A 26,613-nucleotide genomic window follows, 5' to 3' on the forward strand; every position below is an offset into this window, starting at 1 on the left:
TGGCCGTTTGTTTTCAGGCTTTCAGTCTTCCCAGTACGTTCTGGAAAATTTCGTCTGCTTTTACGGTATAAACCGCAAGCATCTCATCGCATTTTTTGTTCAGCTCTTCTGCGTATTCCCGGTTTTTCATGGATTTCGTGTTGATATATACATTCAGGGAAGCACCCTCTAAGGCTGCTTTGCAGAATGCTGCGCCAACACCTGCGTCACTGATCGCAAGTGCAGAACCTTTTGCTGCAAATTCTACGATCAGGTCGATTGCTTCGCAGCATTTTTCCATAATTTCCATTGGAACAGAGCAGGCATCCTTCAGCACAATCTCCATGACTCTTGCTTTTTCTGCCTTCTCCTCCTCTGTCTCGCGCGGCATGCCGTATGCTTTGGAGAGCGGTTCAAACACTTCTGCATCGCGCTCGATCAGGTGAAGCAGTTCGTCCTGAAGCGTGGTTGCTTTCGCCATCAGCTCTTTCATTTCCTCTTCGACATCCGCATATTTCTTTTTACCTACTGTCAGCGCACCAACCATGTTGCCAAGTGCTGTGCCGACAGCGCCAACCAGTGCAGAAGCTCCGCCGCCGCCCGGAACCGGTGCTTTGGAACCGAGCACTTCTACAAACTCATTGCAAGGTACTGTTGAAAATCCCATGTTATTTTCCTCCGCTTATTTTTTTCGATCCAGAAGCCATCCTGATGGCCTCAAACCATAACTATTTTGCAGCCAGAGCCTTCAGCATATCAATTGTGACATCTCCCACAACCGCCATATCCTCTCCCTGCGTAAATGCAGCCGGGAAATTGTCCGAAAAGAGGATCTGCGCGGACGGCGGAAACTCATCATCTCCTGCCCATAAAATCAGTCGTACAAAAAGCCCTTTCATAAACTCCAGCTCATATCCGACATCACCGGATGAAATCGCCTGAGCGCCGACACGTTCCATGATCTCACGGAATGCATCCAGCTTTCCGCCAAAGCCAAACGCAAGACGGAACAGACATCTTCCCTGGAACTGTTTAAAATAAACTTCTCCCCACGGAATCTCCCGGTACGTCAAAAATTTTCCGGTAGACGGAGCAGCTCCGCCCTCTGTCAGATAACGCAATACCAAAATTTTTGCATTCGGTTTTTTCTCGAGTGGATACCAGCCAATTATCGGCGAAACACTTCCATCATCTCCAATATGAAATACGTTGTACTCCGGCCACGAAATCCGGTAGGAAACACCCATCAGGGAAACGGTAAACTCCTGTTTTTCCGCATCATACGGAACGTCGCACCGGCTGGAAATCTCTTTTGGATCTGCATTCTGATACACTTCCAGATAATGCTCATACGGAATACGCTCTTTGCTGTCTTTTTCGTAATTTAAGTCTACTGCCATGTAAATCCAATTCCTCTCAAAAAGGTTCGCCACAATTCAAAGCAAAACCACATGTGTTTCACCTTGAATCGTAACAGAAAGTTCTGCTTCCGTTTTATGCTTCCACAGACGGGAACATCGTCGTGTCTGTGTGCGGCAGGAAGCACGCCGCTACAAATTCATCCATATAGGTTGGTACCGTAGAGAGTTCCAGATATGTCATGTTCCGGGCAACCTCATACGTTTTCTTCTCTGCTGCTGTCGATAAAAGCATTGAGTACGCACCAGTCAGGGAAGAGTTGCCGATGTAATGGAATTTTTCCAGCGGGATGTCCGGGAACATACCGATGGTAACGGCATTTTTCATGTTGATGCCGCTTCCGATACCGCCCGCTACGTAAACCTCCTCGATCATGGAAACATCCATATCCAGATAGTTCAGCATCGTACGGATCGCTGAGAAAATCGCGCCTTTGGCGCGGATAAAGTTGTCGATATCGACCTCGGTAATCTCAACATCGCGGACACTTCCAGCCTCCTCCTCAAACGCAATGACATAGCTTCCCATGCCATATTTGTCGTGGCGGATCCGTTTTCCCTCACGGATAAATTTACCCTTCGGATTGACCATCTTCGCGCGGAACAGCGCCGCAATCACATCGATGATTCCGGAACCGCAAAGACCAATCGGCTTCGTTCCCTCATCTCCGATAACATGGTACGAAGGTTCCATCGTCTCCGGATCGATCGTACATTTTTCAATCGCACCGTCGGTCGCACGCATGCCGCAGCTGATATCGCCGCCCTCAAAGGCCGGTCCAGCCGAGCAGGCACAGCTTACCATAAAGTCAGAGTTTCCAAATGCAAGCTCGCCATTGGTACCAAGGTCAATAAAAAGACTCATCTCCGGCCGGTTCCAGATCATGCTGACCAACGCGCCGGCAGTAATATCTCCGCCCACATAGCTTCCGATGTTCGGTGCCAGAATGATATGGGCGTCCGGATGAATCGCAAGATTGACATCCGATGCAAACAGTGAGTTTGTCTTAAAGAAGGCCGGAATATATGGCTCCATCCGAAGCGGATCTGCATTGATGCCCATCATCAGATGCTCCATGGTAGTGTTTCCGGCAATCGCCGCACGGTAAATCTGCTGACTGCTGATTTTCGCTGCGCGGCACATGTTGGAAATCATCGGGTTTAAGGTTTCTTTGATGATTGCATTCTGCAGTCTTTCATGGCCTCCCGGTTTCTGGGATTCAATGATACGGTTGATAACATCCGCACCATACCGGATCTGTCCGTTTCCGGAAGAGGCTTTTGCCAGGATTTCTCCGCTCAGCATATCCACGATCAGTGCAGAAACTGTCGTTGTTCCGATGTCGACAACGAGACCACCGACCACTGCTTTTGCTTCCATTGGAAGCATATCGTATAAAAAGACGTCATTTGCCGTAACCCGGACGACACACTGTGCCTGAAAATGGGATTCCCGAAGGACATCCGGCATTTTTTTCAGTACAGAGTACGGAATCCGTACCCGTTCAAGCCCCGTCGCTGCCTGTACAGCCCAGGTTACTCTCTCGTTATCCGGCATCGTATCATCCAGAGATGGCTCTTCCATTGAGATTTTGATCACCTGCATGCTGTTTTTCAGCTCCAGGCCGGCGTCTGTAATTTTCTTTTTCGTATCTTCAAAAATTGCAATTTCACTCGGTGAACTAAGGTCTGCCACTTTCATGCGGCTCCGGTAAGCGGATGCAATGTCCGGCACTTCCACTTCAACATCGCCCCTGATGGTGCTGACGCACGCCAGTCTCCAGCCATTCTGATATTCTTCCTCAGAAATATGGCGGGTTATTTTGGAATCCAGCTCACCGCTCACAAGACGAACGCGGCATTTACCGCACGATGCGTTTCCGGAACACGGTGCATCGATCGGCACATTGCTCTTCTGCGCTACTTCAAGAAGGCGCTCACCCTCGGTTGCGTAGGTGACTACCGGTTCTCCCTCTTCAAATCGAAAGGTTACTTTTGCCATAATCTGTAAATCCCCCAGTCGTATATATTCTCCGCTGTTTTTTTTCCGCTTTTAGATAGAAAAACCCCTGATGGTGCCTCAGGTTTTCGCAAACGCTGCGGCACCATCAGGGGAAAACCTGCGAGATTTAAAGATTAAAGCTCCAGATAAGAATCTGCATACAGAGTGTTGCCTTTGAATACGTCACAGGATTTAATGGTCTCCATCAGTCTCAGGTCATTCGGGTTAACGATGGCGCTGGTCAGACCCTGCATCATAGCCATAGCTACAAGTGCGGAATCCATGATCGGACGGATGTTTTTCGGCATACCGTTGGAGTTGTTGGAAAGTCCGCCGGTAGAATTCAGTCCCATATCGCTGAACATCTTGATGCACTCAAGAACTTCCATCTGTTTATCCTGCATTCCTTTTACAACCAGGAACAGCGGGTCAAACCACAGATCTGTCGGCTCCATGCCATGCTCCATACCTCTTTCCAGAAGGGTCTGGCAGTACATCATACGCTCGTCGTTGTCTTTTGCAATTCCTTCGCCGTTGCAAAGTGCAATAACGATTGCATCGTTTGCAGCCGCAAGGTCAACGTACTCGATTCTTCCTGCAGCATCTGCAGAGTTTACGATCGGTTTTCCTTTGGAACGGTTGTATACAGAGATACCAGCCTCAATTGCTTTTTTGTTGGATGTATCCAGAGCCAGCGGAACATTGTCAAAATTGCTCTGCAGCAGCTCAACAGCCCATTTCATGATATCCTCTCCATCATTCTCAGCCGGTCCGATGTTTACATCAAGGTAAACGGCACCAGCATCCAGCTGCTGTTTTGCTCTCTTTAAAATTGGCTCTTCATCTCTTGCTGCGAATGCTTTGTTTACAGTAGGAGCTGTAACAGAAAGTCTTTCGCCGATGGTTACAAATTTTGCCATATCTCTTCTCCTTTTCTTTTGGGAATCCCCCATAATTATTTTTTCACGGGAGAAACTTCCGGATACCGGAGTTCCTCCCGGATTTTTTATGTATTACAGTTCTCCGTTTGCCTGCAGATCTTTCATGAATTTCACAAGCTGAACTGCCTCAAGCGGAGCAACGATTACTTCCCATCCAGGAAGTTTGGACTCAATGTCGCCCTTTAATACGGCTACTTTACCAGGAATAATAACTTTTCTGGATTTTACTTTATCTTCTACATTCTCTTTGAAGAACTTGGAGATAGAGTTACCGGAGAATTTACCTGCTGCCCAGGATGTCAGTACGGAAAGTCCGCCGGCGTCGTTGATTACAAGGTTGACCGGAACTCCGGATCTCTCGAGCTCTCCGGATACCAGGAAATAGGTCAGAGCAAAGTCTACTGTGGTCAGGCAGATCGAATTTTCGTCTGCGCCGTTCAGCGGGTAGATGCCCGGCTCTACTTTCATCGGTTTCTGCGGATCGGTAAATACGTTCTGGCGAAGTCCGAATACCGGAAGTGCCTCTGCGTATCCCATCTCCTCAAGAACGATGATGGAACCGTATTTCATGGTGAACAGGGAAAGCAGTGCCTGCTGCATATATCTGTCGCCCTGTGCGATTTTTGCCAGATTTACAATAGACGGATAACCGAAGGTACGGTCTGTATCCTTTAAGGATGCACGTCTTACCTGTACGGTAGTAGCGAAGGTCTCTTTGATGGTCGCTTCTGTGGTATCAAGAACAAGGTTCTTGTTGCCGAGTTTCTCGATTGCTTCTACGGTGTCGTGAAGCTCATCAATGTTTGCGCCGCTAACGCCGAGAACAACGCCTGCCTCTGTGGCAAGTTTGCTCATCTCTTCATAGTTGGATGCATTTGCACCATTCAGGATCGGTTTGCCTGCTTTGCATACTTCCAGAGCAGCTTTTGCAGCGTCTGCGTCCTCACAGCCAAGTACCAGAACTTTTCCGGTTGCTGCTGCTTTCGTTACAAGAGATACGTATTTGTCTACGCCATTTCCGGCATAGTTTACATACAGCATCTCTGCGCACATACGCTCACCGATACGGTCGTAATCAACTTTTTTGTCTTCTTCCAGTTTTGCATCGATCTCTTCGTCAGACATGCAGCTGCAGAGAGATACCGCATAACGGGTTTTGCTTACAAATGTTTTCTCATGACGATAGAGGACCGTCTCTCCGCCAAGAGTGTACTCACTGTCGCCGGTTCCGACTTTGATCGTCTTCATTGGCGGTGCGGTAGCTTCGGAAAGCTGTGCCATAGCGTCGTCAGACATATATGGGCACGCTGAAATATCCATAGCGCCCTGTGCAACCTTCATGGAGAATGCCATACAGGTCGGACATCCGCACTCTTTACAGTTTTTCTTTGGGGTCATTTTAAAAATCTGAATACCTGATAATGCCATAATTCTTTATCCTCCTAATCTCTTCCTTACGTACTGATTACATCAGTTCCTGAATCATTTTGGAAATGGTTGCAACAGACTGTGGATGTTTGAGGATAACTGCATCAGAACCAGAAGCCAGAGATGCGGCTGCTGTCTGAATCTCCATAGAGATTCCTCGTACTTCCTGACTTCCCCATTCCGGAGATTCCTCTTCTGTCGCCATTGCCTCTTTTACATTCCATGTCTCAGAAGCGATTGGAGTAATAATTGGCATCTGCAGCATTTTATCGTCCTGGGATAATGCTGCTGCTTTGATACGGTCCAGTGTAGATACTACGTACTCGTATCCGTATCCGACTGCTGCAGAACCTACGTTCATAACAATGCTGTCTGCGTTAACACCAAGCTGTGTCATAACAACATTCAGCTGTTTTGCAAGGTTGATATCTACAGCGGACTCAGCGCCGACTTTCTGGCTATATGCCAGACCTGCGGCTGCACCAACTGCCTTGTAATCTTCTTCTCTTGCGGACATAACAAGAACGTTTCTTCCCTGCAGAACCTCTGCTACTTTGGTCAGCAGTTCAGAATCTTTCTCTACGTTTTTGCATCCTTCTACAACAAGCGGTACATCTACGGCATCTGCAACTTCTTTGACTGTCTCAATCAGTTCTTCTACCGATTTGTTCAGACCGTTCGGGTCTCCGCCTGCCAGACGAAGGCAGAGGAAATCTGCACCTTCCATAGCTGCTGCTTTTTTTGCAATCTCGCCCATGGTAGCTGCACCTTCATAGTATGCTTTTACGCTTTCCGGTTCTCCTTCCATACCAAGGTCTGTGATTTCAACGCCGACCTTCGGTCCGTTTTTGATTTCACCATCGAAAGCATAGAATGGTAATACGTTTTCTCCGCCAAGAGTTACGGTTTTGTCTCCGCTGCCGATTACAACGGATTTAATTGCTGCATTAAACTTTTGTGGTTTGCGATTAAACGGCATAAAAAAAGCCTCCTTAAAAATAAATTCCATGCAGGTATATCTCCATGATTCCGCTTCATGGACACACCTGTTATTATTTTAACGTTTTTTCCCGGAGAATGCAAGATTTACCAGGATATTTTCCAAGATTTTCTGACAAAAAGTATCCGTTTTCTTTTCGTCAGCCGTTTTTTCCCAGAAAATCACTTTACAGCTGCCGGCATGTGCCGGAAAGGGCTTCCTCCTCCGCTTTGAAATCCCCTCCCAAGCCATGCCGGTCTGCTTATTTTTTCACAGGATAAACCTGTAAAATACGAATTACATCATTGGATCCATGCCAAGTGCCGGATGACCTTTCTCGGTCAGGAATGCAACCAGTGTCTCCGGATCTTCTGCGATGGTCTCATCACCGATCATATCGGTAAAGTTGTCGATACCGTACAGCTCTTTTGCTGTCTCATTCAGTTTCTCTGCAACCTGCTCTTTCAGCTCTTTCGGCATCCATACGATACGGGCAACACCGCCTTCTGCTTTCATAAACTTCTTGGAAGCGATAAAGTGTTTGCCGTGTCCCATGAATCCAGGAGTCTGAACACCGCCGCCTGTCATGGAAGCCAGCTCGGAGAAAGTCATTCCCAGAGGAGTCATGCCTGCGTACTCACGGTTTGCGATGCAGACACCGTTGGAGAACGGCTCGATACCACAGATACACTCGAAGCATCCGCAGGATGTCATTGGTTTTTCCATGATGGAGTACAGAGATACATCATCAAGAGCACCCTGGGAAAGTTTACGAACAGCCTCGTTAACATCCTCGTACTCACCGATTCTCTCATCGATTACTTTTTCTTTTGTGATAACCTGGCAAGGTCCGTTCGGATCCAGCTCGTTGGTAGCTTTTGCATCCAGCCATGAAACAGCACCGCAAAGTCCGAGACGCTCTGGTGTAACAACACATACATGGCTCGGGGAGAATGCCTGGCACATGATACAGCTGTAGTATACCGGTACGGATTCATCTGTCATGGTAGACAGACGCTCGTCACGTTTGTCGAATACCGGGATTGCAATTTCGTGGCGGATCTTGGTACAGTCTTCCGGATTGGTGTAGATCTTAACCTGGCATTTGTCAACAACAGCCTCGAACTCGTTCTTCACCTGTGCGTACAGAACTTCTCCGAAGTGTTTTGCACGGAAGCCTGCGTTGAAAGCTTCTTTGCTGACACGGATACGGATCATATCACGCTGTCCGGTATGCATCACACCTTCGATGCAGTTCAGGTAGCTGTGGAATTTACGCTCAAATACAGGCTCGAAATCCGGCTGCATGCTCTTTCCGGCAACCTCAACAACGTATGCAATGCTGTGCTTGGAACCTACTTCGAACTCGTCGATGTCCGGTCCGATCAGCTCGATCTTGTGATCTTCTACTTCGGAAGCATCTTTTGTCTGAACCAGCTCGCAGCAGTCTACGCGGGAACCGTCAAACTCAACCTGCATATCACCACGGCGGATGATTTCACCCTCGAATGCAGATGCGAATGCAACCGGGATATCAATGTTGGTGATTTTGATCTTGATATCGCGTGCTTCCAGAGAAGTTGCGTTGAATTTGGAAACGTCCTTCTGGATAATAAGGCTCTTCGGAATAGCCGGAACGTCTTTGTCATCGTTTGTGATAACCGGAAAGCCAAGTGCAATCGCACCAGCGCCGCATGCAACGATCACATCATCCAGAGGAGCAAAAGCATTTACGAATGCCGGTACACGGTCTTTGGTGTAGGTCATCAGTGCGCCTGCATCGCCTGCAGTTACGTTACCGAAGATCAGGGCTGCACGGATTGCTACGGATACAGCATGGATAACAGATGTTACGTCTTTTCCAAGCGGGATGACACGTACGTTTGCGCCGGTCTTGTATCCCAGTTCCTGACACTGATCAATGATTCCGCCAACCAGTGTTACAAGAATACCCTGTGCCTGATAGCTCTTAACCAGATCCACGCCTTCCTGTGCGGTCGGAGCGCTTCCAAGGATAACAGCTACGCCCGGGATATCGCCTGTTACAAGCGGCACACCAAGCTCACGGATGATGGCATCGCTTAAATGGCCGTAGCACGGCTCATCATATGGTTTTGCACCGTCGATGTATTTAATTGCCTCGATGAACTCTGCGCAGAGTGCAGTTGCAACACCGGACATAAATACATCATTCAGCTGATTTTCTCTTGTCATCAGAGATTTTACCACGCCAAGAGCCTCTTTCATCTCTTTTAAGTTGGTAACCTTTACTCCTGTTACAGCATAGTAACACGGAAGTGCGTAAGCAGTGTCCGGGAAGCTGACTGCTTTTTCCTCTCCGTTTGCTGCGATTGCGGCATCAACGGCAGCTTCGGTAAGACCGTATACTGCATCATTTCCGCCAAATACTCTCTCGAATAATGTCATGTGTTTTTCCTCCTATCACACTTTTTCCATGCCAGGCATGTTTGACTTATCGATTTTTGTTTTTATTTTCCGTATCTCTTCTACTGCAGCCGCGCTGTAATCATATGGAGACGAACCTTCCCTGTCCGCTTCCATAATTTCCGGGTTGTAGTGGACCATGCCCAGAAGATCCTCCGGGGGGATACGGTCCTGTATGAATGCCTCATCTTTTTCGTCGCGTACTTTGTTTGCCACGACATGAACCTGATGAACGCCAAGCTCTTCGGCCAGACGTTTGACATTCTTATAGGTCTGAATACTTCTTGCACCCGGCTCGATGACTACGATGAACATATCCATGCCCTCCGTCGTTCCTCTTCCCAGATGCTCAAGGCCTGCTTCCATGTCGAGGATGACAACATCCCCTCTGTGAAGGACCAGGCTGTTGATGATTCTCCGCAGCATCACATGCTCCGGGCAGACACAGCCGCTTCCGGCCGTCTCCACGGTGCCAAGCGTCAGGAGTTTGACTCCGTTGTACTCTTTGCTGTATTTATCGGGAATATCACTTACTCTCGGATTTATTTTGTAAAACCGGTTGTCTGCACTTGCCTCGGTGCGCTCTTCGATCAGTTTTCTCATTTTGGTAATCGGAACGATCGAATCGAGGATTTCTTCCGGAAATCCAAGCGCAAGGCCCAGATTGGCATCCGGATCGACATCTGCAGCCAGAACCGGATGGCCTTCTTCTGCATAAAGTCTTGCAAGGGTCGCTGCGATGGTTGTTTTTCCTACGCCACCCTTTCCAGTTACTGCTATTTTCATTTTACACCTTTTCACTTCAAAAAGGGCGGTCTCTTTTTACGTCAGGGACCGCCCTGTCCTTTTTATACGCCGAGTGCGGCACGTTTCTCTTCGATTCGTGCGAGCATTGCATCGCCCAGCTTGTCGATGTCTTTTTCTACTGTGTAAGCTGCCTCAACCCAGTCGCGGACACCGTTGGTCAGAAGTCCTGTTACCTCAGTGGATCCGGATACGTACGGCTCTACGCCAAGGTAAGTATCGATACCGGTTGCTACAACATAGTTTCCGATGGAAACTGCTTTCTCAGACATCCACTCCGGAGCACATCCGACAACCGGAAGCTGGGAAATATTGACATTACCGATTTTAGCAAGTTCTGCTACAAGAACCATCATACGGGAGATATCAACGCAGGATCCCATGTGGAGTACCGGCGGGATATCAGCCAGCTCGCAGACACGTTTCAGGCCTGCACCGCAGAGATCTTTAGCACGTTTGTCCATCAGACCTGCTCTTGCTGCTGCCTGTGCAGAGCATCCGGAAGCAACGATGATAACGTCGTGCGCGATCAGCTTCTTCATCAGCTCGATGTGAGCGGTGTCCGGACGGACTTTCGGGTTGTTGCATCCTACCATGGCAACTGCACCGCGGATAACGCCGGATGCCACACACTGCCACAGCGGCATCAGAGTTCCGGTCTGGTCAACCTGGGAATTGGTTACTTTATCCAGAGTCTTAATGATGGACTCAAAAGAGTATCCCACGGTTGCTTTCTGCTTCATATGCGGGATATGTACCAGCTCCGGTTTCCGGTTTTTAAAGTTTTCAATTGCCATTTTTACGATGGCTTTTGCATTCTCACCTGCTGTTTTTGCGTTGAAACGAATGTATTCTGCATCCGGCATCTGCGCAATCGGGCTGGTGGTAACGAATTTAGTATGGAAACATTTGCTTAAAGGTCCAAGGGCCGGGAAAATACACTGTACGTCAACAACGATGGCCTCGCAGGCACCGGTCAGTACCACGTTTTCCTGCTGCAGGAAGTTACCTGCCATCGGCACGCCGCGGCGCATTGCTACTTCATTGGAAGTACAGCAGACACCTGCTACGTTGATTCCCTTTGCTCCCATTTCTTTTGCATATGCGATCATCTCCGGATCGTCTGCGTATTCGCAGATCATCTCGGAAAGTGACGGATCATGGCCATGAACGATGATATTTACTTCATCTTCTTTCATAACACCAAGGTTTGCCTCGGTTTCGATCGGCTTTGGAGTTCCGAACAGTACGTCAGAGAACTCGGTACCCATCATGGAGCCGCCCCATCCATCGGAAAGTCCGGAACGAAGGGACTGGCGAACGAGTGCTTCCGGAAGGGAAGAACATCCCATATGGGTCATATGAAGAGAACATGCAACCTCACGGTCAATCGCACGCGGTGCGATTTCTTCTCTCTCCCAGATTTCCTGTGTATGCTGCGGAGCACGTTTCAGGAATCTCTGTGTTCCGAACGGTTTACCATACTCTAAAAGAGCCAGCTCGGACATCTCATGTGCCAGATCATAGATATCTTTTCCTTCTGTCTCTACGCCCCACTCTTTTGCAATACGGATCAGTTTCTCCGGATCTTTTACTTTGTAGTTTCCGTTTGGATCAGCCTCATGCAGTGTGTGGCAGATCTCACGGCCATGATCGGAATGTGTTGCGGAACCGCCTGCTGTAAAGCGCAGGAAGTTACGTCCTACAATACCGTGTACATCGCATCCGCAGATTCCTCTCGGTGCCTTTGGTGTAATACGGCAAGGTCCCATCGTACAGATACGGCAGCAGGTTCCCTGCTCACCGAATTTACAGTGCGGGGTCTGGTTTTTTACACGAAACTGCCATGCGTCAGCGCCAACCTTTGCACCATTTTCCAGGAGCTCATTCGTGGCCTGTTCGAATTCTTCTACGCTTGTTAATTTGAATTCGCTCATCTTGTCCTCCTCAAGATTGTATTTTAATATTTTTATGGTAAAAACATCCTCCCATGGGGGATATTTTACTTTTGAAATATCCCTCCGTCTGCAGCGTGTACAAAGCGGAGGGCAGATTCTCTGTTTTTATAAATCAAGGTTTTCTACGATTTTCTTTAATGCCGCGCGTACCGGAGAGTCTTCCGGCAGACGTACGGTTGGTTTTCCGTCACAGTCATATTCATAAACCTGATCATCGTGCGGAACAACGCCAAGGAGAGTTAATCCCTGTTTTTCAATTTCCTCACGGGTTCCCTCATTTAACACGCCATTCGGCGCACGGTTTACGATCAGTCCTACCTGCTTCGGCTTCATATCGCATTCTTTGATCAGCTCCGCGATTCTCGCAGCGGCCTGTACTCCTCTTCTTGAGCAGTCACTGACCAAAATAGCTGTATCCATTCCCGGAAGTATACCACGGCTGATATGCTCCATGCCTGCCTCGTTATCCACAACCATGAAGGGGTAATTCGGATACAGCTTTGCAAGCTGATTCTGCAGAAGTCCATTGACGAAGCAGTAGCAGCCTTTTCCCTGTGTTCTTCCCATCACAAGCAGGTCAAAATCATCTTCCTCAGTCAGAGCGCCTGCAAATTTAAATTCCGCATAATCTGCCTTGCTCATACCTGCCGGAATCGGGTTTTTGGATGCCATCTCTGCACGGGCAATCTCCTCCCGGATATCTCCAAGGGTAGCTTCTACTTCTACACCGAGTACCTCATTCAGGTTTGAGTTTGCGTCCGCATCAACTGCAAGAACAGGACCTTTTCCTGACTCGCAGAGATACTGGATCAGCAAGCCGCATAATGTTGTTTTTCCAACGCCGCCTTTTCCGGCGACAGCTATTACGTGTGCCATAAAAATCGGATGCCTCCCAAATTCAAGTAATTAATTCATTAAACCAGTGTGCAAAGGCCGGATCTGTCGATGATTTCAGATACGTCTTTCCATTTATTCAGTGCATACAGATGAATTCCATTGACACCGAGTGCACGGTATGCATCAATCTGTTTTACGGTATATTCGATACCCTCTTCTTTGAACTCTGCAACTTTCTTGTCGTAGAATACGTCGAACGGTTTGCCCTCTGCATCTTTTGCTGCAAATGGGTTCGGGAACAGCCAGTGTCTGGAGATCATTCTGGAAAGCTCTCTGTCCATAACACAGCCGTTTCTGGAAAGTGCCATGTTGATGGTAGCTGCCTGATCCAGGATCGGCATAACTCCAACGTCTACCGGCATGGTGATTCCTGCTTTACGGATTGCATCGAGCCAGTATTTGAACTGCTCCATATCCCAGCAGAGCTGTGTCATGATGTAGTCAGCTCCGTTGTCCTGTTTCTGTTTCAGAACTGCGATATCAGACTCCAGACTTCTGCAGGAGATGTGGCCTTCCGGTGAACCTGCAACAGCGATTTCAAATTTGTCGCCGTAGGTATCACGTACGAATTTTACAAGATCCGTAGCGTAGTCAAAGTCACCGCAGGTTGTGGTCTCGCCAAGCGGAATATCACCGCGCAGTGCCAGCATGTGGTCTACGCCGTCAGCCAGATACTGATCCAGCTGTTCTTTAATTCCTTCTTTTGTGTTTTTGATAACGGTGAAATGAGTAACCGGTGTGGTTCCGGCATTTTTGATCATCTGACATACTTCACGGTTTGCTCCGACGTTTCCGCCGCCTGCTCCGTATGTACAGGAAATGTAAGACGGGTTGTACTTCATCAGGTGGTCGATGGTACCCGGCAGATTCTGCAGTCCCTTCTCTGTCTTTGGCGGGAACAGCTCAAAAGACAGAAGGGTCTTGTTTTTCATCTCTTCTGAAAGTTTCATAATTCAATTTACCTCCGCTTTAATATAATATATTCCTATTCTAAGTCCCGGTTCGCCTGTTCTGTTTGTTCCGATTCGCAGACCCCGGGGTCTTAAAACCGCTTTTATAGAATAACTGGTTCCGTCAACCAATTATCATTCACAGTCCAGCTCTACGATGCTGTTTGCAAGATCTACCATTTTGATCTTACCCTGCAGTCTGATCTCTTCGCCCAGGATGTCGCGGATGAGAACGTATTCTCCATCGACATCGATGCGGCTTACATTTTTACAGACAACTGTGTTCTCCGGATTTTTGTATACCGTTGCAAGGCACATAGCTTACGCCTCCTCTACTTAACTTCTTTCAAATGCTCTTTTACAAGCGTCAGTGCAAGGGACAGGCGCATATTGCCTTTCTGGAAATCGGATACTCCCTCCCTGATCTGTTTTGCGGCGTCCGCCATTCCGGCTTTTTCCAGTTTGTCGGCCATCTCGTCGAGTTCTGCTGCGTGATGTTCATTGTGCTGCAGCATATAGGTTAAAAGGGCAAGATTCTCGTCCTTGCATTTTTCTTCGGAACCGCATGCATTGCAGGCATGTCCGCAGTCTTCTCCCTCGTGATGATGGTCATGGTGATGATGGTGCTCGTCGTGAGCTCCGTGCGGAATGGGATTTCCATTCTCGTCATATAATAAATGCATAATATGGCCTCCTCTGTCCCCGTTTTTCTGCTCTGCCGTCCGTTTCGTCCGCTTTTGTTTTCCTGAAACGTCCTGCAGATTGTACAGGGAATGATAAATAAATATCAATTCAAGCTTATTATACTCTATTTCATGCACAAAATCAATACGGCCTCCACAAAATTTCTGTACAATTCGCCGTACAGGCCGTCCTGGCATCCTTCTTTTTTCTTGCGTGGCTTGTTATTTTTTTCATTTCCCGATTGTGTTAAACTTTTTTAATATATTTGGTCTGATTTCTTTAAATTTTCATGTTATACTAAACATAATTATGAGAGAAATACGGCAGAATCTTTTTTTGATTCAAGATACGGAGGGTTTTTATGGCACTTTCTATTCCAACCATCACATTGAACGACGGCAGAGCGATGCCGCTTCTGGGGCTTGGCACTTACAAATCGACAGAAAAAGAGGCAGAAAAAGCAATTGTCACCGCGGCAAAATACGGCTACCGTCTGATCGATACCGCCTCCTCCTATAAAAATGAGGACAGCATCGGCCGCGGGATCCGCGCAAGCGGGATTCCGCGGGAAAACTTTTTTATTACCACAAAGGTATGGAATACCGCGCAGCGGGTCGGTGATATCGAAGGTGCCTTCAACCGCAGCCTCGACCGTCTCCGTCTCGACTACGTTGATCTTTACCTGATTCACTGGCCAGTGCCGGGCTGCTACCCGGAGACATGGCGCGCACTCGAAAAAATCCGCGAATCCGGGCGTGCAAAATCGATCGGCGTCAGCAACTTCGAGGAGCCGCACCTTACCGCCCTCTTTGAATTTTCCGGCGTCATCCCGGCCGTCAACCAGATCGAATGTCATCCGCTCTGGAACCGGAAACCGCTCATCGCTTTCTGCCGTTCACATGGAATCGCCGTTCAAGCGTATGCGCCGCTCGCAAGAGGTCTTTATCTGAACCGTGAGATTATGCAGCAGCTGGCAGAAAAGTATGTACGCACTGAAGCGCAGATCGGTCTCCGCTACCTCGTCCAGCAGGGCATCAGTGTCATCCCGAAATCGACACATCCAGACCGCATCTTTACCAACGCGGATGTCTTCGACTTCGAACTTTCTGAAGCCGACATGGCGCTCATCGACACGATGGACGAACAGCTCCGCTCTGCTTCCATACCGGATGACCTGCTGTAACTGCGGATTCACAGAAAAAGCAGCACAGAAAATCTGTTTCTTTCCGTTTCAGATTTCTGTGCTGCTTTTTCTGTTTCTCTTTATTTCGAGGATACCATCCAGTCTGCTGCAGGTGCAGATCCAGTCCCCCATTGCTTCGGCTTCTTCTAAATCATGCGTGACCAGAAGCATCGTTTTTTCTTTTCCTTTTCTGCGGATATAGTTCATCGTTTTCTTTTTCGTCCCCGCATCCAGTCCCCGGAACGGCTCATCCAAAAGGAGGAAATCTGCGTCCATGCGCATGGCCCGCAGAACCGCCACCCGCTGGCGCATGCCGCCCGACAGTTCCGATACAGCCTGGTTTTCACAGCCCGAAAGGCCGAGTTCCTCCATCTCCTCCACAAGATGACGGAAGCTTCTTTTTTCTTTTCCAAACATGCGGCGCCTTACCGAGAGCTGGATATTGGCTGCAGCTGTCAGTTCTTCTGCCAGCCGCGGTTCCTGAAAAACCATACTTTTTCTTAAGGCTTCCAGTCCCCCGATTTTTCCGCCGTCCGCCTGCTCCAGGCCTGCCAGAATCCGCAGCAGGGTTGTCTTTCCCGCCCCGGAAGGAGCCATCAGACAGGTCACTGCTCCTTTTTTCAGTTCCATCGTAAGATTCGAAAAAATAACGTGTTCTCCATACGCTTTTTTCAGATGGCAGATTTCAATCGTATCTTCTCTCATTTCATCACCAGCATTCTTTTTTCCGCAAGATCCATTCCTTTTAAAACAGCTTTTTCGAGACAGAAGCTGACGTACACGATCGCTGCCGTCCAGGCAAAGAGTCCCGGTGTGTCGAGATATATTTTTGCCTGATACAGATGCTCTCCGATGGATCGGTTCGGAATGCCGATTACTTCTGCTGCCGTTCCGGCCTTCCAGCAAAGGCCGAGGGAAAGTGAACATCCCGTCCGGATATATGGGTACAGCTGCGGCAGGATCACCCAGCGCAGCCGCACCGGCCGCGGAACCTGAAAAACGTCTGTCATCTCCAAAAGCGCTGTGTCCAGTTCCCGCAGGCCGTTCCGCGTGTTTGTATACAGGATCGGAAATACCATCAGAAACGAAATCACAACCGAAAGATTCTTCGACGAAACCCATATCAGGATCAGAATCACAAAAGAAGCGACCGGCACTGCTTTCACTGCTGCAACCAGCGGCGTCAGGAGTTCTTCTGCAATGGAAAACCGACCGGCAAGTGCAGCTCCTGCAATTCCCGCCGCCGCACCAAGAAGGAATCCGGCTCCGATGCGTGCTCCGGAAAACAGCAGGGACTGCCAGAAGAACGGTTCTGTTACAAGCGTAAAAAGGCGTTTCAAAACAGCGGCAGGAGATGCCAGAAGGATCTCCTGCCCGACAAAAACACTTGCCGCCTGCCAGATCATAAGCCAGAACACGATCGGCCAGCGCTTCGTTTTTCTCTGTTTCTCTTTTTTGTCTTTATTCGGAATAATAGAAGTCATCTCCTGGAAGTTCTCCTCCGACTGCCTCCGGGTTCTGGTCTTTGAGTACACCGAGATAACCGGAAAGCTTCTCTTTCATCTCATCACCGGTGATGCAGACAATGTTGCATGCCGGAAGCGCTTTCTTTGCGACTGCCTCCGGAACAATGTCATAATCCCCGATCAGTTTTGCCGCCTCATCCGTGTTTTCGGTTACGTAGGATACGGATGCCCGGTAAGCTTCCATGAAGTCTGCAACTGCTTCCGGATGCTCCTTGGCAAAGGCAGTGCGTACAACGGTAACACCTGTCACCAGTGTGCCCGCTGTTCCTTCGGACTCCTGGATTTTGTTCCATTCTTCGGTCAGGTCAAGTGCGGTGCGCAGCGTTTCTTTTTTCGTCTGTGCCGTCGTTACAAACGGCTGCGGCAGCATGGCGATTCCATCGGCATCTTCTGCAAGTGCTGCCACGCACTCGGCGTGTTCGCTCTTCCACTCGATCGTTACGTCCTCACCCGGTACGAGGCCGTTCTTTTCGAGGATATAATTCAAAGCATACTCCGGAGTTGCACCTTTGCCGCCCGCATAAATGGTTCTGCCTTTCAGATCCGCAATGGAATGTACGGTATCGCCGTCCTCGACGATATAAAGGACACCGAGCGTATTGACTGCGAGCACCTGCACGCCGCCGTTTGTCTTGTTGTAGAGTACGCTTGCAAGGTTCGCAGGAACCGCGGCGATATCCACCTCTCCCTGTACCAGTTTTGCGCTGACCTCATCCGGGGCAGCGGCAAGTTCAAACGTGTCCGCAGGTGACTCTTTGCTGTCGTTATCGCTCATCATTTTTACCATTCCCATGCTGGTCGGTCCTTTTAATGCAAGCACATGGACCAGTGTCTCATCTTCTGTTTCCGATGCCGCTGTGCTGCTCTCTGTCTGCGTACTTTCTGATACTGTACTTTCTGATCCTGTGCTTTTTGTCCCGCTGCTCTCCGACTTTGTCTCTGTCTGGCCGCATCCTGCAAACAGAAGTACCATTGCAAGAATCGCTGCCGCAAAGCCCATCTTTCTTTTCTTTTTCACTTTTTTCTCCACCTTGCTGTTCTTTTTAGTCTACCAGCTTGTCCAGTTCTTTTACATATTCTGTCTGGCTGGAAATCTTGTGTTTTGCCTGCGCCGCATATTTGTTGACTGCCGCCTGTGACTTTTTGATTGACTGCATCGTGCCGGCTCCTGCCACGCATCCGCCCGGACAGGCCATGCCTTCGAGAAGATAACCGTTGTACTTTCCGGCCTTTGCCATTGTCAGCAGTTTCCGGCATTCCTTCAGACCTTCTGCATTTGCCATCTTGATTTCGCGGTCCGGGTATTTTTCACGGATTACATTTTCCACAGATTTTGCAACGCCGCCGGAGACAGCAAAGTTTCTTCCGTCCACCGATGCATCGCTGACGCCGTCCGGATCTTCCTCAAGTGCACTCACATCTACCTGGCGCGCATCGAAAATGCCCGACATCTCTTCAAACGTCAGAACGAAGTCCACCTCACTGCGGACAGACCGGCGCATGGCCTCCAGTTTTTTCGCCGCACACGGTCCGACAAAGACAACCTTCGCATTCGGATTGTGTTTCTTGATCAGACGCGCCGTCAGCGTCATCGGGGTCAGTGCCATCGAGATACAGCTTGCGTAATCCGGGAACAGTTTCTTCGCCATTACAGACCAGGCCGGACAGCAGGATGTCGCCATAAACGGCAGTTTCTCCGGAACTTCGTTCACAAAATCCTCTGCCTCCTGTGCCGCACAGAGATCCGCTCCGATCGCAACTTCAAAGACATCCGCAAAGCCGAGCTTTTTCATCGCCGCACGCAGTTTTCCAGGCGTTACTTTCGGTCCGAACTGGCCGACAAACGCCGGTGCCAGCGCTGCATAGACGCGCTCTCCCGACTGGATCGCACGGATTACCTGGAAGATCTGGGATTTGTCCGAAATAGCGCCGAACGGGCAGTTGACGAGACACTGGCCGCAGGATACACATTTCTCGTAATCGATATCCGCTTTTCCGTTCTCGTCTGAACCGATGGCATCCATTCCGCAGGCTCTCGCACACGGACGCTCCTGAATGATAATAGCCTGGTATCCGCATACCTTGGCACACTGACCACATTTGACGCATTTATCCTGATCAATATAGGATCGTCCATTGGTGCGGTCCAGCGTAATGGCCTTTTTCGGACAGACTTCCACGCACGGATGTGCAAGACATCCCTGACATCCCTCCGTGATCAGAACCCGTTTTTCATGACAGGCGTTGCATGCAAATTTGATGACATTAATGAGCGGCGGTGTATAATACGTCTCCGCCTGGTCCGCCAGTTTGATATTGTCCGAGATCGGGGCGTGCTCTGCCGCGCTTCTGCACGGAAGTCCCATTGCAAGGCGAAGCCGCTCTCCTACAATCGCCCGCTCCAGAAACACATCATTTCTAAAATTTCCGACCTCACCGGGAATTACACGGTAAGGAATTTCCTCGATCGTCTTTTCCACCGGGGAGTCCACGTCATACGCCATTTTTGCAACTTCCGTAAAAATGGCATGGCGGATTTCCTGAATTCTTGTTTCTACTCCTCTCATTCTTTCTTCCTCCTGCTGTATTTTCCTCCGCATCTTTTCAGTTAAAATTATTCCGCTTTCTATTACTATACTTGATTTCGAAAGTATTGTCATCTTTTTCCCGTATTTTTGCTGAAAAATTTCGGTCTGCACAAAAAAAAGAACCTGCCGTCTCTGTATCATTTCACAGAAGTGACAGGTTTCTTATTTTTACCGCTCCCAGAGATCCGGGGCGAGTTCGTCTTTTTTCATACGCTGCATCAGTTCATCCACAGCCTGTTTCGGGTTTTTGTTTTCAAACAGAACCTGATTGACTGCCTGAATGATCGGCGTTTCGATTCCGAATTTTTCTGACAAGGTAAGCCCCGCTTTTGCGGAATAGACACCTTCAACAATCATTTGAACCTCATCCATCGCCTGCTGCATTGTTCTTCCCTGGCCGATCAGATATCCTGCTTTCCTGTTCCGGCTGTGTACGGACGCACACGTTACAATCAGGTCACCGATGCCGGAAAGGCCATAGAAGGTTTCCGCATGGGCACCCATCGCCGTGCCGAGCCGTGCAATTTCCGCGATCCCGCGGGTAATCAGAGCCGCTTTCGTATTGTCGCCGTAGCCAAGACCATCCGCCGTTCCGGCTGCCAGTGCGATGACATTTTTCAGAGCTCCGCCAAGTTCAATTCCCGTGATGTCCGGGCTTGTGTAAACGCGGAAGACCGGACTCATGAACACATTCTGCACATACAGTGCGCTCTCGCGGTCATGCGCGCCGACAACGATCGTGGTCGGCAGGCCGCGGCCGACTTCCTCTGCGTGGCTCGGTCCGGAGAGAACAACGACATTCGCTCCCGGCACTTCCTCCTCGATGATCTGAGACATCGTCATCAGGGTATCGGCTTCCACGCCTTTTGCCACATTGACGATGAGCTGGCCGTCCGGAATATCCGCCGCATACTTTTTACATGTGGTTCGCACGTACGGGGATGCTTTTGCCATCACAAGGATGTCCTGTCCGGAAAGGGAGCCGCGCACATCGCAGGTGAACTTCATTTCATCCGGCAGTTTTACGCCCGGAAGCTTCGTTAGATGCTCTCTGTGTTCCTTTAAGCTCTCAATTTCCTTTTCATTTTCCGAGCAGATCGTCACGTCATGCCCGTTGTTGCAGAGCAGGAGGCCGAGGGCGGTTCCCCAGCTTCCTGCTCCGATGATGCTAATCTTTGCCATATTTTATTTCTCCGACTTTTTGGATAAATACGTTTTCCGCTCTGTTCCCGCGATGAGACGCTTGATGTTTGCACGGTGCTCCCAGAAGGCAAGCACGGCAAGAAGTGCGATCACCACGTACATCTCATAAAGATACGGCGGTTCCAGCGCAAAGCAGCCCGCCTGTCCCATGATAACGGCCATTGCAAAAAAGACAACGTAAACCATCATGGAACCGAGGGAAACATAGTGTGTTACTGCAAGATTCAGGAAAAACAGCGCTGCACAGACCAGCGTGATTCTCCAGTCAAATGAGATAATCAGACCCGCGGTCGCAGCGATTCCTTTTCCGCCGCGGAAGCCTAAGTAAAACGGGAAGTTGTGGCCGAGAATCGTTCCGGCCGCAGCATACACCGTCAGCAGTTTCAGTATTTCCGGGTGCGATGCACCGAAGATCAGGCGTACCGTCAGGACCGCCAGAATGCATTTGATGCAGTCGCCGGCAAGCGTGATGGCGCCTGCTTTTTTCCCTAAAGTCCGGAGCGCGTTGGTCGTTCCTGCGTTTCCGCTGCCGTGTTCCCGGATATCAATTCCCTTCGTCCTTCCATAAATATATGAGGTCTGAAAAAGGCCAAATGCGTATCCGATCAAAAGGCATATGATCCGTACCATAACTCTTTACTGCTCCTTCTCTTTTCGTTCTCTGATGATGAATTTCAGCGGTGTGCCGCGGAAGCCGAACGACTCTCTGATTTTATTCTCCAGATATCGAACATAGGAGAAATGCATCAGTTCTTTGTCGTTGACGAAAATAACAAATGTCGGCGGTTTGACCGAAACCTGTGTCATGTAGTAGATTTTCAGTCGTTTTCCACGGTCTGACGGCGGCTGCTGCATTGCCATTGCCTCGGTCAGAATCTCGTTCAGGACACCGGTCTGTACGCGCAGGTTCTGGTACTGCAGAACCATGTCGATCGTCTCGAACAGCTTCGGAAGACGCTGTCCTGTCTTCGCAGAGATGAAAAGAAGCTCTGCATACGGCATGTAAGCCAATGTATTTCTTACTTTTTCGGTAAAGCGGTAGATCGTCTTGTCATCTTTTTCCAAGGCATCCCATTTATTTACCGCAATGATCATACCTTTTCCACGCTCATGGGCGATACCGGCAATTTTGGCATCCTGCTCGGTGACACCCTCGGTTGCATTGATCAGAAGAACGACGACATCTGCGCGCTCTACGGCAGATACTGTACGGATGATGCTGTACCGCTCCAGCTCCTCTTTGATCTTGTTTTTCTTTCGAAGACCTGCGGTATCGATGAAAATATATTCATTTCCATTGTGCATGATCGTGGTATCGATCGCATCGCGCGTCGTTCCGGCGATGTCGGATACGATGACACGGTTCGAGCCCAGCAGTTTGTTGACCAGGGAGGATTTTCCGACGTTCGGTTTTCCAACAATGGCGATGCGCGGAATCTCGCTCTCCTCCTCGTTTTCCATCTCCGGATCAAAGTATCCTGTCACCTCATCGAGCATATCGCCGATGCCGAGCTTTCCGGATGCGGAAATGGCGTGCGGCTCTCCGATGCCGAGGTTATAGAATTCATAAACATCCATCATCTGACGGTCGAAGTTGTCGACTTTGTTGACCACCAGCACAACCGGCTTGCGGCTTCTTCTGAGCATATCAGCTACTTTTGCATCGGCATCTACAAGGCCCTGACGGACGTCAGTGATGAAGATGATGACATTTGCGGTATCAATGGCGATCTGCGCCTGGTCTCTCATCTGGGAGAGAATGATATCTTTGGATTCCGGCTCAATACCGCCGGTGTCTACCAGCGTAAATTTGTGGTTCAGCCACTCCACGTCGGCATAAATACGGTCACGGGTTACACCCGGTGTGTCTTTTACAATCGAAATATTGTCTCCGGCTAATACATTAAACAGGGTGGATTTACCCACGTTCGGCCGGCCCACAATTGCTACAATCGGCTTGCTCATACATTGTTCTCCTTCTGTGTATCGTCTCCTGGTTTTCCTCCACAACGGCTTTCACCAGGTCGCTGCCCGGCTCATCGATAATCTGTACCGGTGTTTTCAGGCGCTCTTCCACCTCTTCCACCGTCACATCGTCGAGAAAGACGTTTTTTCCCGAACGGAGCATGTTGCACGGAAGCAGCAGGCAGTCGCCAAGATCTCTTCCCTCTAACTGCTCCATCAGATCCTTTCCGGTAATCAGACCGGATACGGTAATGGATTCTCCAAAGAAATAGTTGATAATCGTGACAACCTCCGCCTGTACATTCGGATATTTTTCACGAATTTTCTGCATGTGTTTTTCCAACGACGGCGCCGCAGCTTTTCCGGTCGCAATCGTTACATGGCGGTGACGGTCATCCCCTTCTCGTTTCGAAAGTTCTTCCGCAACCTCGTCCTCCAGAAGCCGGAGCATTCCCACTCCGTTTTCCAGCTGGATATAGCCATCGTAATTTTCCTCCTCCGGGATCGGCTCTCCCGCCAGCAGATACCATTCATCACCAGCATGGATAAAGTGAAGTCCCCACTGTTCATACAGCTTTTTCTGCCATTTGTGAATCGTGGCAAGAACTTCTTTTGCATCCTCCCTGGTAAACGGTTCCAGAGGCGCCAGTCCGTCGCGGTACTTCGAAAGTCCGACCGGGACAACCGAAACACTTTTCAGATGCGGCAGATATTTTGACAGATCCGAAATACTGCGCTCCAGCTCTGCGCCGTCGTTGTATCCCTTGCAGAGCACAATCTGTCCATTCATCTCGATTCCCGCCTCGTAAAGGCGCTGGACCTTCGGAAAGATATTGCCCGCAAAACGGTTGTGCAGCATTTTGCAGCGGAGCTCCGGGTTCGTTGTCTGGAACGAAATATTGATCGGTGCCAGATGGTAGCGGATAATCCGGTCGATATCGTGGTCGCTCATGTTGGTCAGTGTAATATAGTTTCCCTGCAGGAAGGACAGACGCGAATCGTCATCCTTAAAATACAAGGTGGGACGCATTCCCGGCGGCATCTGATCGATGAAACAGAAAATGCAGTTGTTGCTGCAGGAACGGTACTGATCCATGAACTCGTTCTCGAATGTGATGCCGATTTCCTCGTCGTACTCTTTTTCAATCTCCAGATCCCATTCTTCCCCGTTTTTCTTCCGGATCGTGAGTTCCAGATAGGAGTCGTTGGTCTGGAAATGGTAATCAAAAACGTCCTCGATTTCTTCCCCGTTGACACGAAGCAGTTCGTCTCCCGGTTCCAGTTCAAGCTCTTCGGCAATACTGCCCGGTTCTATTTTCTTTATGATGTGTTTCGTTTTGTTTTTCACAGATATTACGTTATGGCCTTTCCTTTTCCTTCATTTTCTGTCCGAAAGGCAGCAGAACTCTGCATAGCCAGCGGACATTCATTCATTATAATAACAACAACCTGCACAAAAAGCAAGGATTCTTTCGTTTTTTGCTTGACGCGCCCTTTCCCAAGATGATATAAATAGGAAGTAAATGGTTTGTAAAAAATGTCGATTACTGGAGGTTTGTATGGCTAATTTAGATTTACTTGAAAATTCCATTCCGGTTGCTCCGTTAAAGCTCGCAGCTCTGCCGGGCAGTATGGAAATGGCAAAAAAAGTCGATTCGTATCTGGTTCAGTTCCGTAAAGAGCTCGCCGAGCGCCGCAACGGGGTTTCCTTTTCCGGATATTCCGAGGATTCTTTTCTGATTGACTGCGAGTGCCCGCGTTTCGGTTCCGGCGAAGCAAAAGGAAAGATCAACGAATCCGTCCGCGGTGCCGATCTTTACATCCTGGTTGATGTCTGCAACTACAGCATCACTTACAAGGTCTGCGGCTACGAGAACCACATGTCACCGGATGACCATTATCAGGATCTGAAACGTATCATCGCTGCTGCAACAGGAAAAGCACACCGGATCAACGTAATCATGCCTTTCATTTATGAAGGAAGACAGCATAAGCGCACCAAACGTGAGTCTCTCGACTGCGCACTTGCTCTGCAGGAGCTGATGAACATGGGTGTTTCCAACTTTATCACCTTCGACGCACACGATCCTCGTGTCATGAACGCAATTCCGCTCGGCGGCTTTGACAACTTCATGCCAACCTACCAGTTTTTAAAAGCCCTTCTTCGTTCCGTTCCAGATCTGACGATCGACAACGATCATCTGATGATCATCAGCCCGGACGAGGGAGCGATGGCGCGTGCCGTATACTTCTCCAACGTGCTCGGCGTCGATATGGGTATGTTCTATAAGAGAAGAGATTACTCCACCATCGTAAACGGAAAGAACCCGATCGTGGCACATGAGTTTCTCGGCGATTCCGTAGCAGGAAAAGATGTTGTCATCATCGACGATATGATCTCCTCCGGTGAGAGTATGCTCGACGTTGCAAAACAGGTCAAAGAGCGCGGCGCTGACCACGTCTTTGTCTGCACCACCTTCGGCCTCTTCACCGATGGTCTGGAGAAATTCGATGCTTACTATGAGAAAGGCTATATCAGCAAAGTCATCACCACCGACCTGACCTACCGTACACCGGAACTCGTTTCCCGTCCTTGGTATGAGCCGGCTGAGATGAGCAAATATATGGCAAGCATCATCGATACGCTTAACCACGACGTATCCGTTGCAAAAGTACAGTCTACGACAGAGAAAATCAATAAGCTGCTGGCAAAACACAGATAATCGATTTTGTGTCCGCCGGATGCATACAGCAAAAAAACGGATCTGTTTTTTCCAGGTCCGTTTTTTGATGCTTTCTATTCTGTTTTCAGACCAGGGAAAGGAATGCCGCGAGGTTTCCTCTTTTTCCCTTCGATGCACGGTGGGAATACAGGAAATCCGGGTTGCAGCAGGTGCAGAGGTTCGGCAGATGAATCTGCTTCTCCGGCACTCCTGCCGCAAGAAGGATCTGATGATTCGCCTCCCAAAGATTTAACTGGTATTTTCCATCTGGTTTTCCGCAGAACAGTTTCTCATGCAGTGTTTCCGGGAATGCTGCCCGGAACTCTTCGATCACGTCACCGCTCACCTCGTAGCATTCCTGGCAGATCGACGGGCCGACGGCTGCGATCACATCTTTTGCTTCTGTTCCAAACCGTTCGTGCATCGCATCGAGCGTTGCCTGTCCCATCTTGTGGACCGTTCCACGCCAGCCGGAATGTGAAAGTCCAATTGCACGGTGCACCGGGTCGACAAAGTAGAGCGGCACGCAGTCCGCATAGAATGTCGCAAGTACGACGCCCGGCTCGTCAGTGATCATACCGTCAATATCATGAAAATCGCGGTCTCTTGTCACGCCGCTGCCGCAGTCTGCTTTCGTCACATAACGGACCTTCGTTGTGTGTGCCTGATCGGAGGTAACAATGTTTTCCACTTCAAACCCCGCCGCCTCACAGAATCTTCTGTAATTCTCCCGCACATTCGCCGGATCGTCGCCGCGCGAAAAGCTGAGATTCATGCTGGAAAGATGTTCCTTACTCACCCCGCCGATCCGTGTGGAAAATGCATGGCGGATGCCCTCAATTTTCTCAATCGCCGGCCAGGTCAGATAGACCACGCCGTTTTCCGCCTCGTTGACATGCATCGTTTTTTTATCGTTTTGTTTCCATTGAATTGGTATCAT

The 26,613-nt window shown here is 49.3% G+C and carries 24 protein-coding genes; 2 read left to right on the forward strand and 22 right to left on the reverse strand.

Annotated elements, in window-relative coordinates:
- Positions 1 to 13: 13 nt before the first annotated feature.
- The 13 genes from I2G42_RS01375 to I2G42_RS01435 form a co-directional block, all read right to left on the reverse strand.
- Positions 14 to 646, reverse strand: a complete 633-nt coding sequence (locus I2G42_RS01375; RefSeq protein ID WP_055226446.1) for a cyclodeaminase/cyclohydrolase family protein — start codon at positions 644 to 646, stop codon at positions 14 to 16.
- Positions 647 to 707: 61 nt separating this feature from the next.
- The gene (locus I2G42_RS01380; protein ID WP_055226447.1) at positions 708 to 1,379 is read right to left on the reverse strand and encodes a DUF3786 domain-containing protein; all 672 of its coding nucleotides are present in this window, start codon (positions 1,377 to 1,379) and stop codon (positions 708 to 710) included.
- A gap of 94 nt (positions 1,380 to 1,473) precedes the next feature.
- Positions 1,474 to 3,399, reverse strand: coding sequence for a corrinoid activation/regeneration protein AcsV (gene acsV, locus I2G42_RS01385; RefSeq protein WP_055226449.1), 1,926 nt, complete (start codon positions 3,397 to 3,399; stop codon positions 1,474 to 1,476).
- Positions 3,400 to 3,533: 134 nt separating this feature from the next.
- Entirely contained in the window at positions 3,534 to 4,319 is a 786-nt protein-coding gene (gene acsE / locus I2G42_RS01390; RefSeq protein WP_022462424.1) for a carbon monoxide dehydrogenase/acetyl-CoA synthase methytransferase subunit, read from the reverse strand.
- Between the two features lie 93 nt (positions 4,320 to 4,412).
- Complete coding sequence (gene acsC / locus I2G42_RS01395; protein WP_022462425.1) at positions 4,413 to 5,768, reverse strand: acetyl-CoA decarbonylase/synthase complex subunit gamma; 1,356 nt, start codon at positions 5,766 to 5,768, stop codon at positions 4,413 to 4,415.
- A gap of 37 nt (positions 5,769 to 5,805) precedes the next feature.
- Positions 5,806 to 6,747 carry an acetyl-CoA decarbonylase/synthase complex subunit delta gene (acsD, locus tag I2G42_RS01400; RefSeq protein ID WP_195530645.1) on the reverse strand — a complete coding sequence of 314 codons (942 nt, stop codon included), beginning with the start codon at positions 6,745 to 6,747 and terminating at the stop codon, positions 5,806 to 5,808.
- Positions 6,748 to 7,044: 297 nt separating this feature from the next.
- Positions 7,045 to 9,174: an acetyl-CoA decarbonylase/synthase complex subunit alpha/beta gene (gene acsB / locus I2G42_RS01405; RefSeq protein ID WP_022462427.1), complete on the reverse strand. Its 2,130-nt coding sequence runs from the start codon at positions 9,172 to 9,174 to the stop codon at positions 7,045 to 7,047.
- A 15-nt stretch (positions 9,175 to 9,189) separates the two neighbouring features.
- Positions 9,190 to 9,978 (reverse strand): ATP-binding protein, encoded by a 789-nt coding sequence (locus I2G42_RS01410; RefSeq protein WP_022462428.1) that lies wholly within the window; start codon positions 9,976 to 9,978, stop codon positions 9,190 to 9,192.
- Between the two features lie 62 nt (positions 9,979 to 10,040).
- Positions 10,041 to 11,933, reverse strand: coding sequence for an anaerobic carbon-monoxide dehydrogenase catalytic subunit (cooS, locus tag I2G42_RS01415; protein ID WP_117760360.1), 1,893 nt, complete (start codon positions 11,931 to 11,933; stop codon positions 10,041 to 10,043).
- Between the two features lie 126 nt (positions 11,934 to 12,059).
- Positions 12,060 to 12,830, reverse strand: a complete 771-nt coding sequence (locus I2G42_RS01420) for an ATP-binding protein (protein WP_022462430.1) — start codon at positions 12,828 to 12,830, stop codon at positions 12,060 to 12,062.
- A 38-nt stretch (positions 12,831 to 12,868) separates the two neighbouring features.
- A complete protein-coding gene (locus I2G42_RS01425) occupies positions 12,869 to 13,801 on the reverse strand; it encodes a methylenetetrahydrofolate reductase (RefSeq protein WP_022462431.1) in 933 nt (310 codons plus the stop codon).
- A 135-nt stretch (positions 13,802 to 13,936) separates the two neighbouring features.
- Positions 13,937 to 14,119, reverse strand: a complete 183-nt coding sequence (locus I2G42_RS01430) for a CooT family nickel-binding protein (RefSeq protein WP_117509049.1) — start codon at positions 14,117 to 14,119, stop codon at positions 13,937 to 13,939.
- Between the two features lie 14 nt (positions 14,120 to 14,133).
- Positions 14,134 to 14,484 (reverse strand): DUF8180 domain-containing protein, encoded by a 351-nt coding sequence (locus I2G42_RS01435; RefSeq protein ID WP_055218122.1) that lies wholly within the window; start codon positions 14,482 to 14,484, stop codon positions 14,134 to 14,136.
- Positions 14,485 to 14,846: 362 nt separating this feature from the next.
- Here I2G42_RS01435 and I2G42_RS01440 point away from each other — a divergent pair, with 362 nt between their 5' ends.
- A complete protein-coding gene (locus tag I2G42_RS01440) occupies positions 14,847 to 15,668 on the forward strand; it encodes an aldo/keto reductase (protein WP_055226455.1) in 822 nt (273 codons plus the stop codon).
- Positions 15,669 to 15,716: 48 nt separating this feature from the next.
- Here I2G42_RS01440 and I2G42_RS01445 read toward each other — a convergent pair whose 3' ends face one another.
- The 8 genes from I2G42_RS01445 to I2G42_RS01480 form a co-directional block, all read right to left on the reverse strand.
- Positions 15,717 to 16,373, reverse strand: a complete 657-nt coding sequence (locus I2G42_RS01445; protein WP_195530646.1) for an ATP-binding cassette domain-containing protein — start codon at positions 16,371 to 16,373, stop codon at positions 15,717 to 15,719.
- The gene (locus tag I2G42_RS01450) at positions 16,370 to 17,152 is read right to left on the reverse strand and encodes an ABC transporter permease (RefSeq protein ID WP_117760362.1); all 783 of its coding nucleotides are present in this window, start codon (positions 17,150 to 17,152) and stop codon (positions 16,370 to 16,372) included. The genes I2G42_RS01445 and I2G42_RS01450 overlap by 4 nt, the downstream gene beginning before the upstream one ends.
- Entirely contained in the window at positions 17,130 to 18,212 is a 1,083-nt protein-coding gene (locus tag I2G42_RS01455; RefSeq protein WP_242856671.1) for an ABC transporter substrate-binding protein, read from the reverse strand. Before I2G42_RS01455 ends, I2G42_RS01450 begins: the two co-directional genes overlap by 23 nt.
- Before the next feature lie 25 nt (positions 18,213 to 18,237).
- Entirely contained in the window at positions 18,238 to 19,761 is a 1,524-nt protein-coding gene (locus I2G42_RS01460) for a 4Fe-4S dicluster domain-containing protein (RefSeq protein WP_055266593.1), read from the reverse strand.
- 189 nt (positions 19,762 to 19,950) lie between these two features.
- Complete coding sequence (locus tag I2G42_RS01465) at positions 19,951 to 20,964, reverse strand: NAD(P)H-dependent glycerol-3-phosphate dehydrogenase (RefSeq protein ID WP_195530647.1); 1,014 nt, start codon at positions 20,962 to 20,964, stop codon at positions 19,951 to 19,953.
- 3 nt (positions 20,965 to 20,967) lie between these two features.
- Positions 20,968 to 21,615: a glycerol-3-phosphate 1-O-acyltransferase PlsY gene (gene plsY / locus I2G42_RS01470; RefSeq protein WP_117760364.1), complete on the reverse strand. Its 648-nt coding sequence runs from the start codon at positions 21,613 to 21,615 to the stop codon at positions 20,968 to 20,970.
- 6 nt (positions 21,616 to 21,621) lie between these two features.
- Positions 21,622 to 22,950: a ribosome biogenesis GTPase Der gene (der, locus tag I2G42_RS01475; RefSeq protein WP_117760365.1), complete on the reverse strand. Its 1,329-nt coding sequence runs from the start codon at positions 22,948 to 22,950 to the stop codon at positions 21,622 to 21,624.
- Complete coding sequence (locus I2G42_RS01480; RefSeq protein WP_055226462.1) at positions 22,904 to 24,298, reverse strand: DUF512 domain-containing protein; 1,395 nt, start codon at positions 24,296 to 24,298, stop codon at positions 22,904 to 22,906. Before I2G42_RS01480 ends, der begins: the two co-directional genes overlap by 47 nt.
- Before the next feature lie 211 nt (positions 24,299 to 24,509).
- Between I2G42_RS01480 and I2G42_RS01485 the strand changes: the two genes are divergently transcribed.
- Complete coding sequence (locus I2G42_RS01485) at positions 24,510 to 25,673, forward strand: ribose-phosphate pyrophosphokinase (RefSeq protein WP_022461516.1); 1,164 nt, start codon at positions 24,510 to 24,512, stop codon at positions 25,671 to 25,673.
- Positions 25,674 to 25,758: 85 nt separating this feature from the next.
- On the opposite strand, the gene pgeF is transcribed toward I2G42_RS01485, so the two are convergent.
- Positions 25,759 to 26,613 carry a peptidoglycan editing factor PgeF gene (gene pgeF, locus I2G42_RS01490; RefSeq protein WP_226906311.1) on the reverse strand — a complete coding sequence of 285 codons (855 nt, stop codon included), beginning with the start codon at positions 26,611 to 26,613 and terminating at the stop codon, positions 25,759 to 25,761.

The sequence above is a fragment of the Fusicatenibacter saccharivorans genome, from assembly GCF_015557635.1.
GTDB classification, from domain to species: Bacteria; Bacillota; Clostridia; order Lachnospirales; family Lachnospiraceae; genus Fusicatenibacter; species Fusicatenibacter saccharivorans.

Excerpts from the sequence above, each read along its gene's own strand:
- I2G42_RS01375 (WP_055226446.1), bottom strand. The coding sequence starts at position 646 with ATGGGATTTTCAACAGTACCTTGCAATGAGTTTGTAGAAGTGCTCGGT.
- I2G42_RS01380 (WP_055226447.1), bottom strand. The coding sequence starts at position 1,379 with ATGGCAGTAGACTTAAATTACGAAAAAGACAGCAAAGAGCGTATTCCG.
- acsV (WP_055226449.1), bottom strand. The coding sequence starts at position 3,399 with ATGGCAAAAGTAACCTTTCGATTTGAAGAGGGAGAACCGGTAGTCACC.
- acsE (WP_022462424.1), bottom strand. The coding sequence starts at position 4,319 with ATGGCAAAATTTGTAACCATCGGCGAAAGACTTTCTGTTACAGCTCCT.
- acsC (WP_022462425.1), bottom strand. The coding sequence starts at position 5,768 with ATGGCATTATCAGGTATTCAGATTTTTAAAATGACCCCAAAGAAAAAC.
- acsD (WP_195530645.1), bottom strand. The coding sequence starts at position 6,747 with ATGCCGTTTAATCGCAAACCACAAAAGTTTAATGCAGCAATTAAATCC.
- acsB (WP_022462427.1), bottom strand. The coding sequence starts at position 9,174 with ATGACATTATTCGAGAGAGTATTTGGCGGAAATGATGCAGTATACGGT.
- I2G42_RS01410 (WP_022462428.1), bottom strand. The coding sequence starts at position 9,978 with ATGAAAATAGCAGTAACTGGAAAGGGTGGCGTAGGAAAAACAACCATC.
- cooS (WP_117760360.1), bottom strand. The coding sequence starts at position 11,933 with ATGAGCGAATTCAAATTAACAAGCGTAGAAGAATTCGAACAGGCCACG.
- I2G42_RS01420 (WP_022462430.1), bottom strand. The coding sequence starts at position 12,830 with ATGGCACACGTAATAGCTGTCGCCGGAAAAGGCGGCGTTGGAAAAACA.
- I2G42_RS01425 (WP_022462431.1), bottom strand. The coding sequence starts at position 13,801 with ATGAAACTTTCAGAAGAGATGAAAAACAAGACCCTTCTGTCTTTTGAG.
- I2G42_RS01430 (WP_117509049.1), bottom strand. The coding sequence starts at position 14,119 with ATGTGCCTTGCAACGGTATACAAAAATCCGGAGAACACAGTTGTCTGT.
- I2G42_RS01435 (WP_055218122.1), bottom strand. The coding sequence starts at position 14,484 with ATGCATTTATTATATGACGAGAATGGAAATCCCATTCCGCACGGAGCT.
- I2G42_RS01440 (WP_055226455.1), top strand. The coding sequence starts at position 14,847 with ATGGCACTTTCTATTCCAACCATCACATTGAACGACGGCAGAGCGATG.
- I2G42_RS01445 (WP_195530646.1), bottom strand. The coding sequence starts at position 16,373 with ATGAGAGAAGATACGATTGAAATCTGCCATCTGAAAAAAGCGTATGGA.
- I2G42_RS01450 (WP_117760362.1), bottom strand. The coding sequence starts at position 17,152 with ATGACTTCTATTATTCCGAATAAAGACAAAAAAGAGAAACAGAGAAAA.
- I2G42_RS01460 (WP_055266593.1), bottom strand. The coding sequence starts at position 19,761 with ATGAGAGGAGTAGAAACAAGAATTCAGGAAATCCGCCATGCCATTTTT.
- I2G42_RS01465 (WP_195530647.1), bottom strand. The coding sequence starts at position 20,964 with ATGGCAAAGATTAGCATCATCGGAGCAGGAAGCTGGGGAACCGCCCTC.
- plsY (WP_117760364.1), bottom strand. The coding sequence starts at position 21,615 with ATGGTACGGATCATATGCCTTTTGATCGGATACGCATTTGGCCTTTTT.
- der (WP_117760365.1), bottom strand. The coding sequence starts at position 22,950 with ATGAGCAAGCCGATTGTAGCAATTGTGGGCCGGCCGAACGTGGGTAAA.
- I2G42_RS01485 (WP_022461516.1), top strand. The coding sequence starts at position 24,510 with ATGGCTAATTTAGATTTACTTGAAAATTCCATTCCGGTTGCTCCGTTA.
- pgeF (WP_226906311.1), bottom strand. The coding sequence starts at position 26,613 with ATGATACCAATTCAATGGAAACAAAACGATAAAAAAACGATGCATGTC.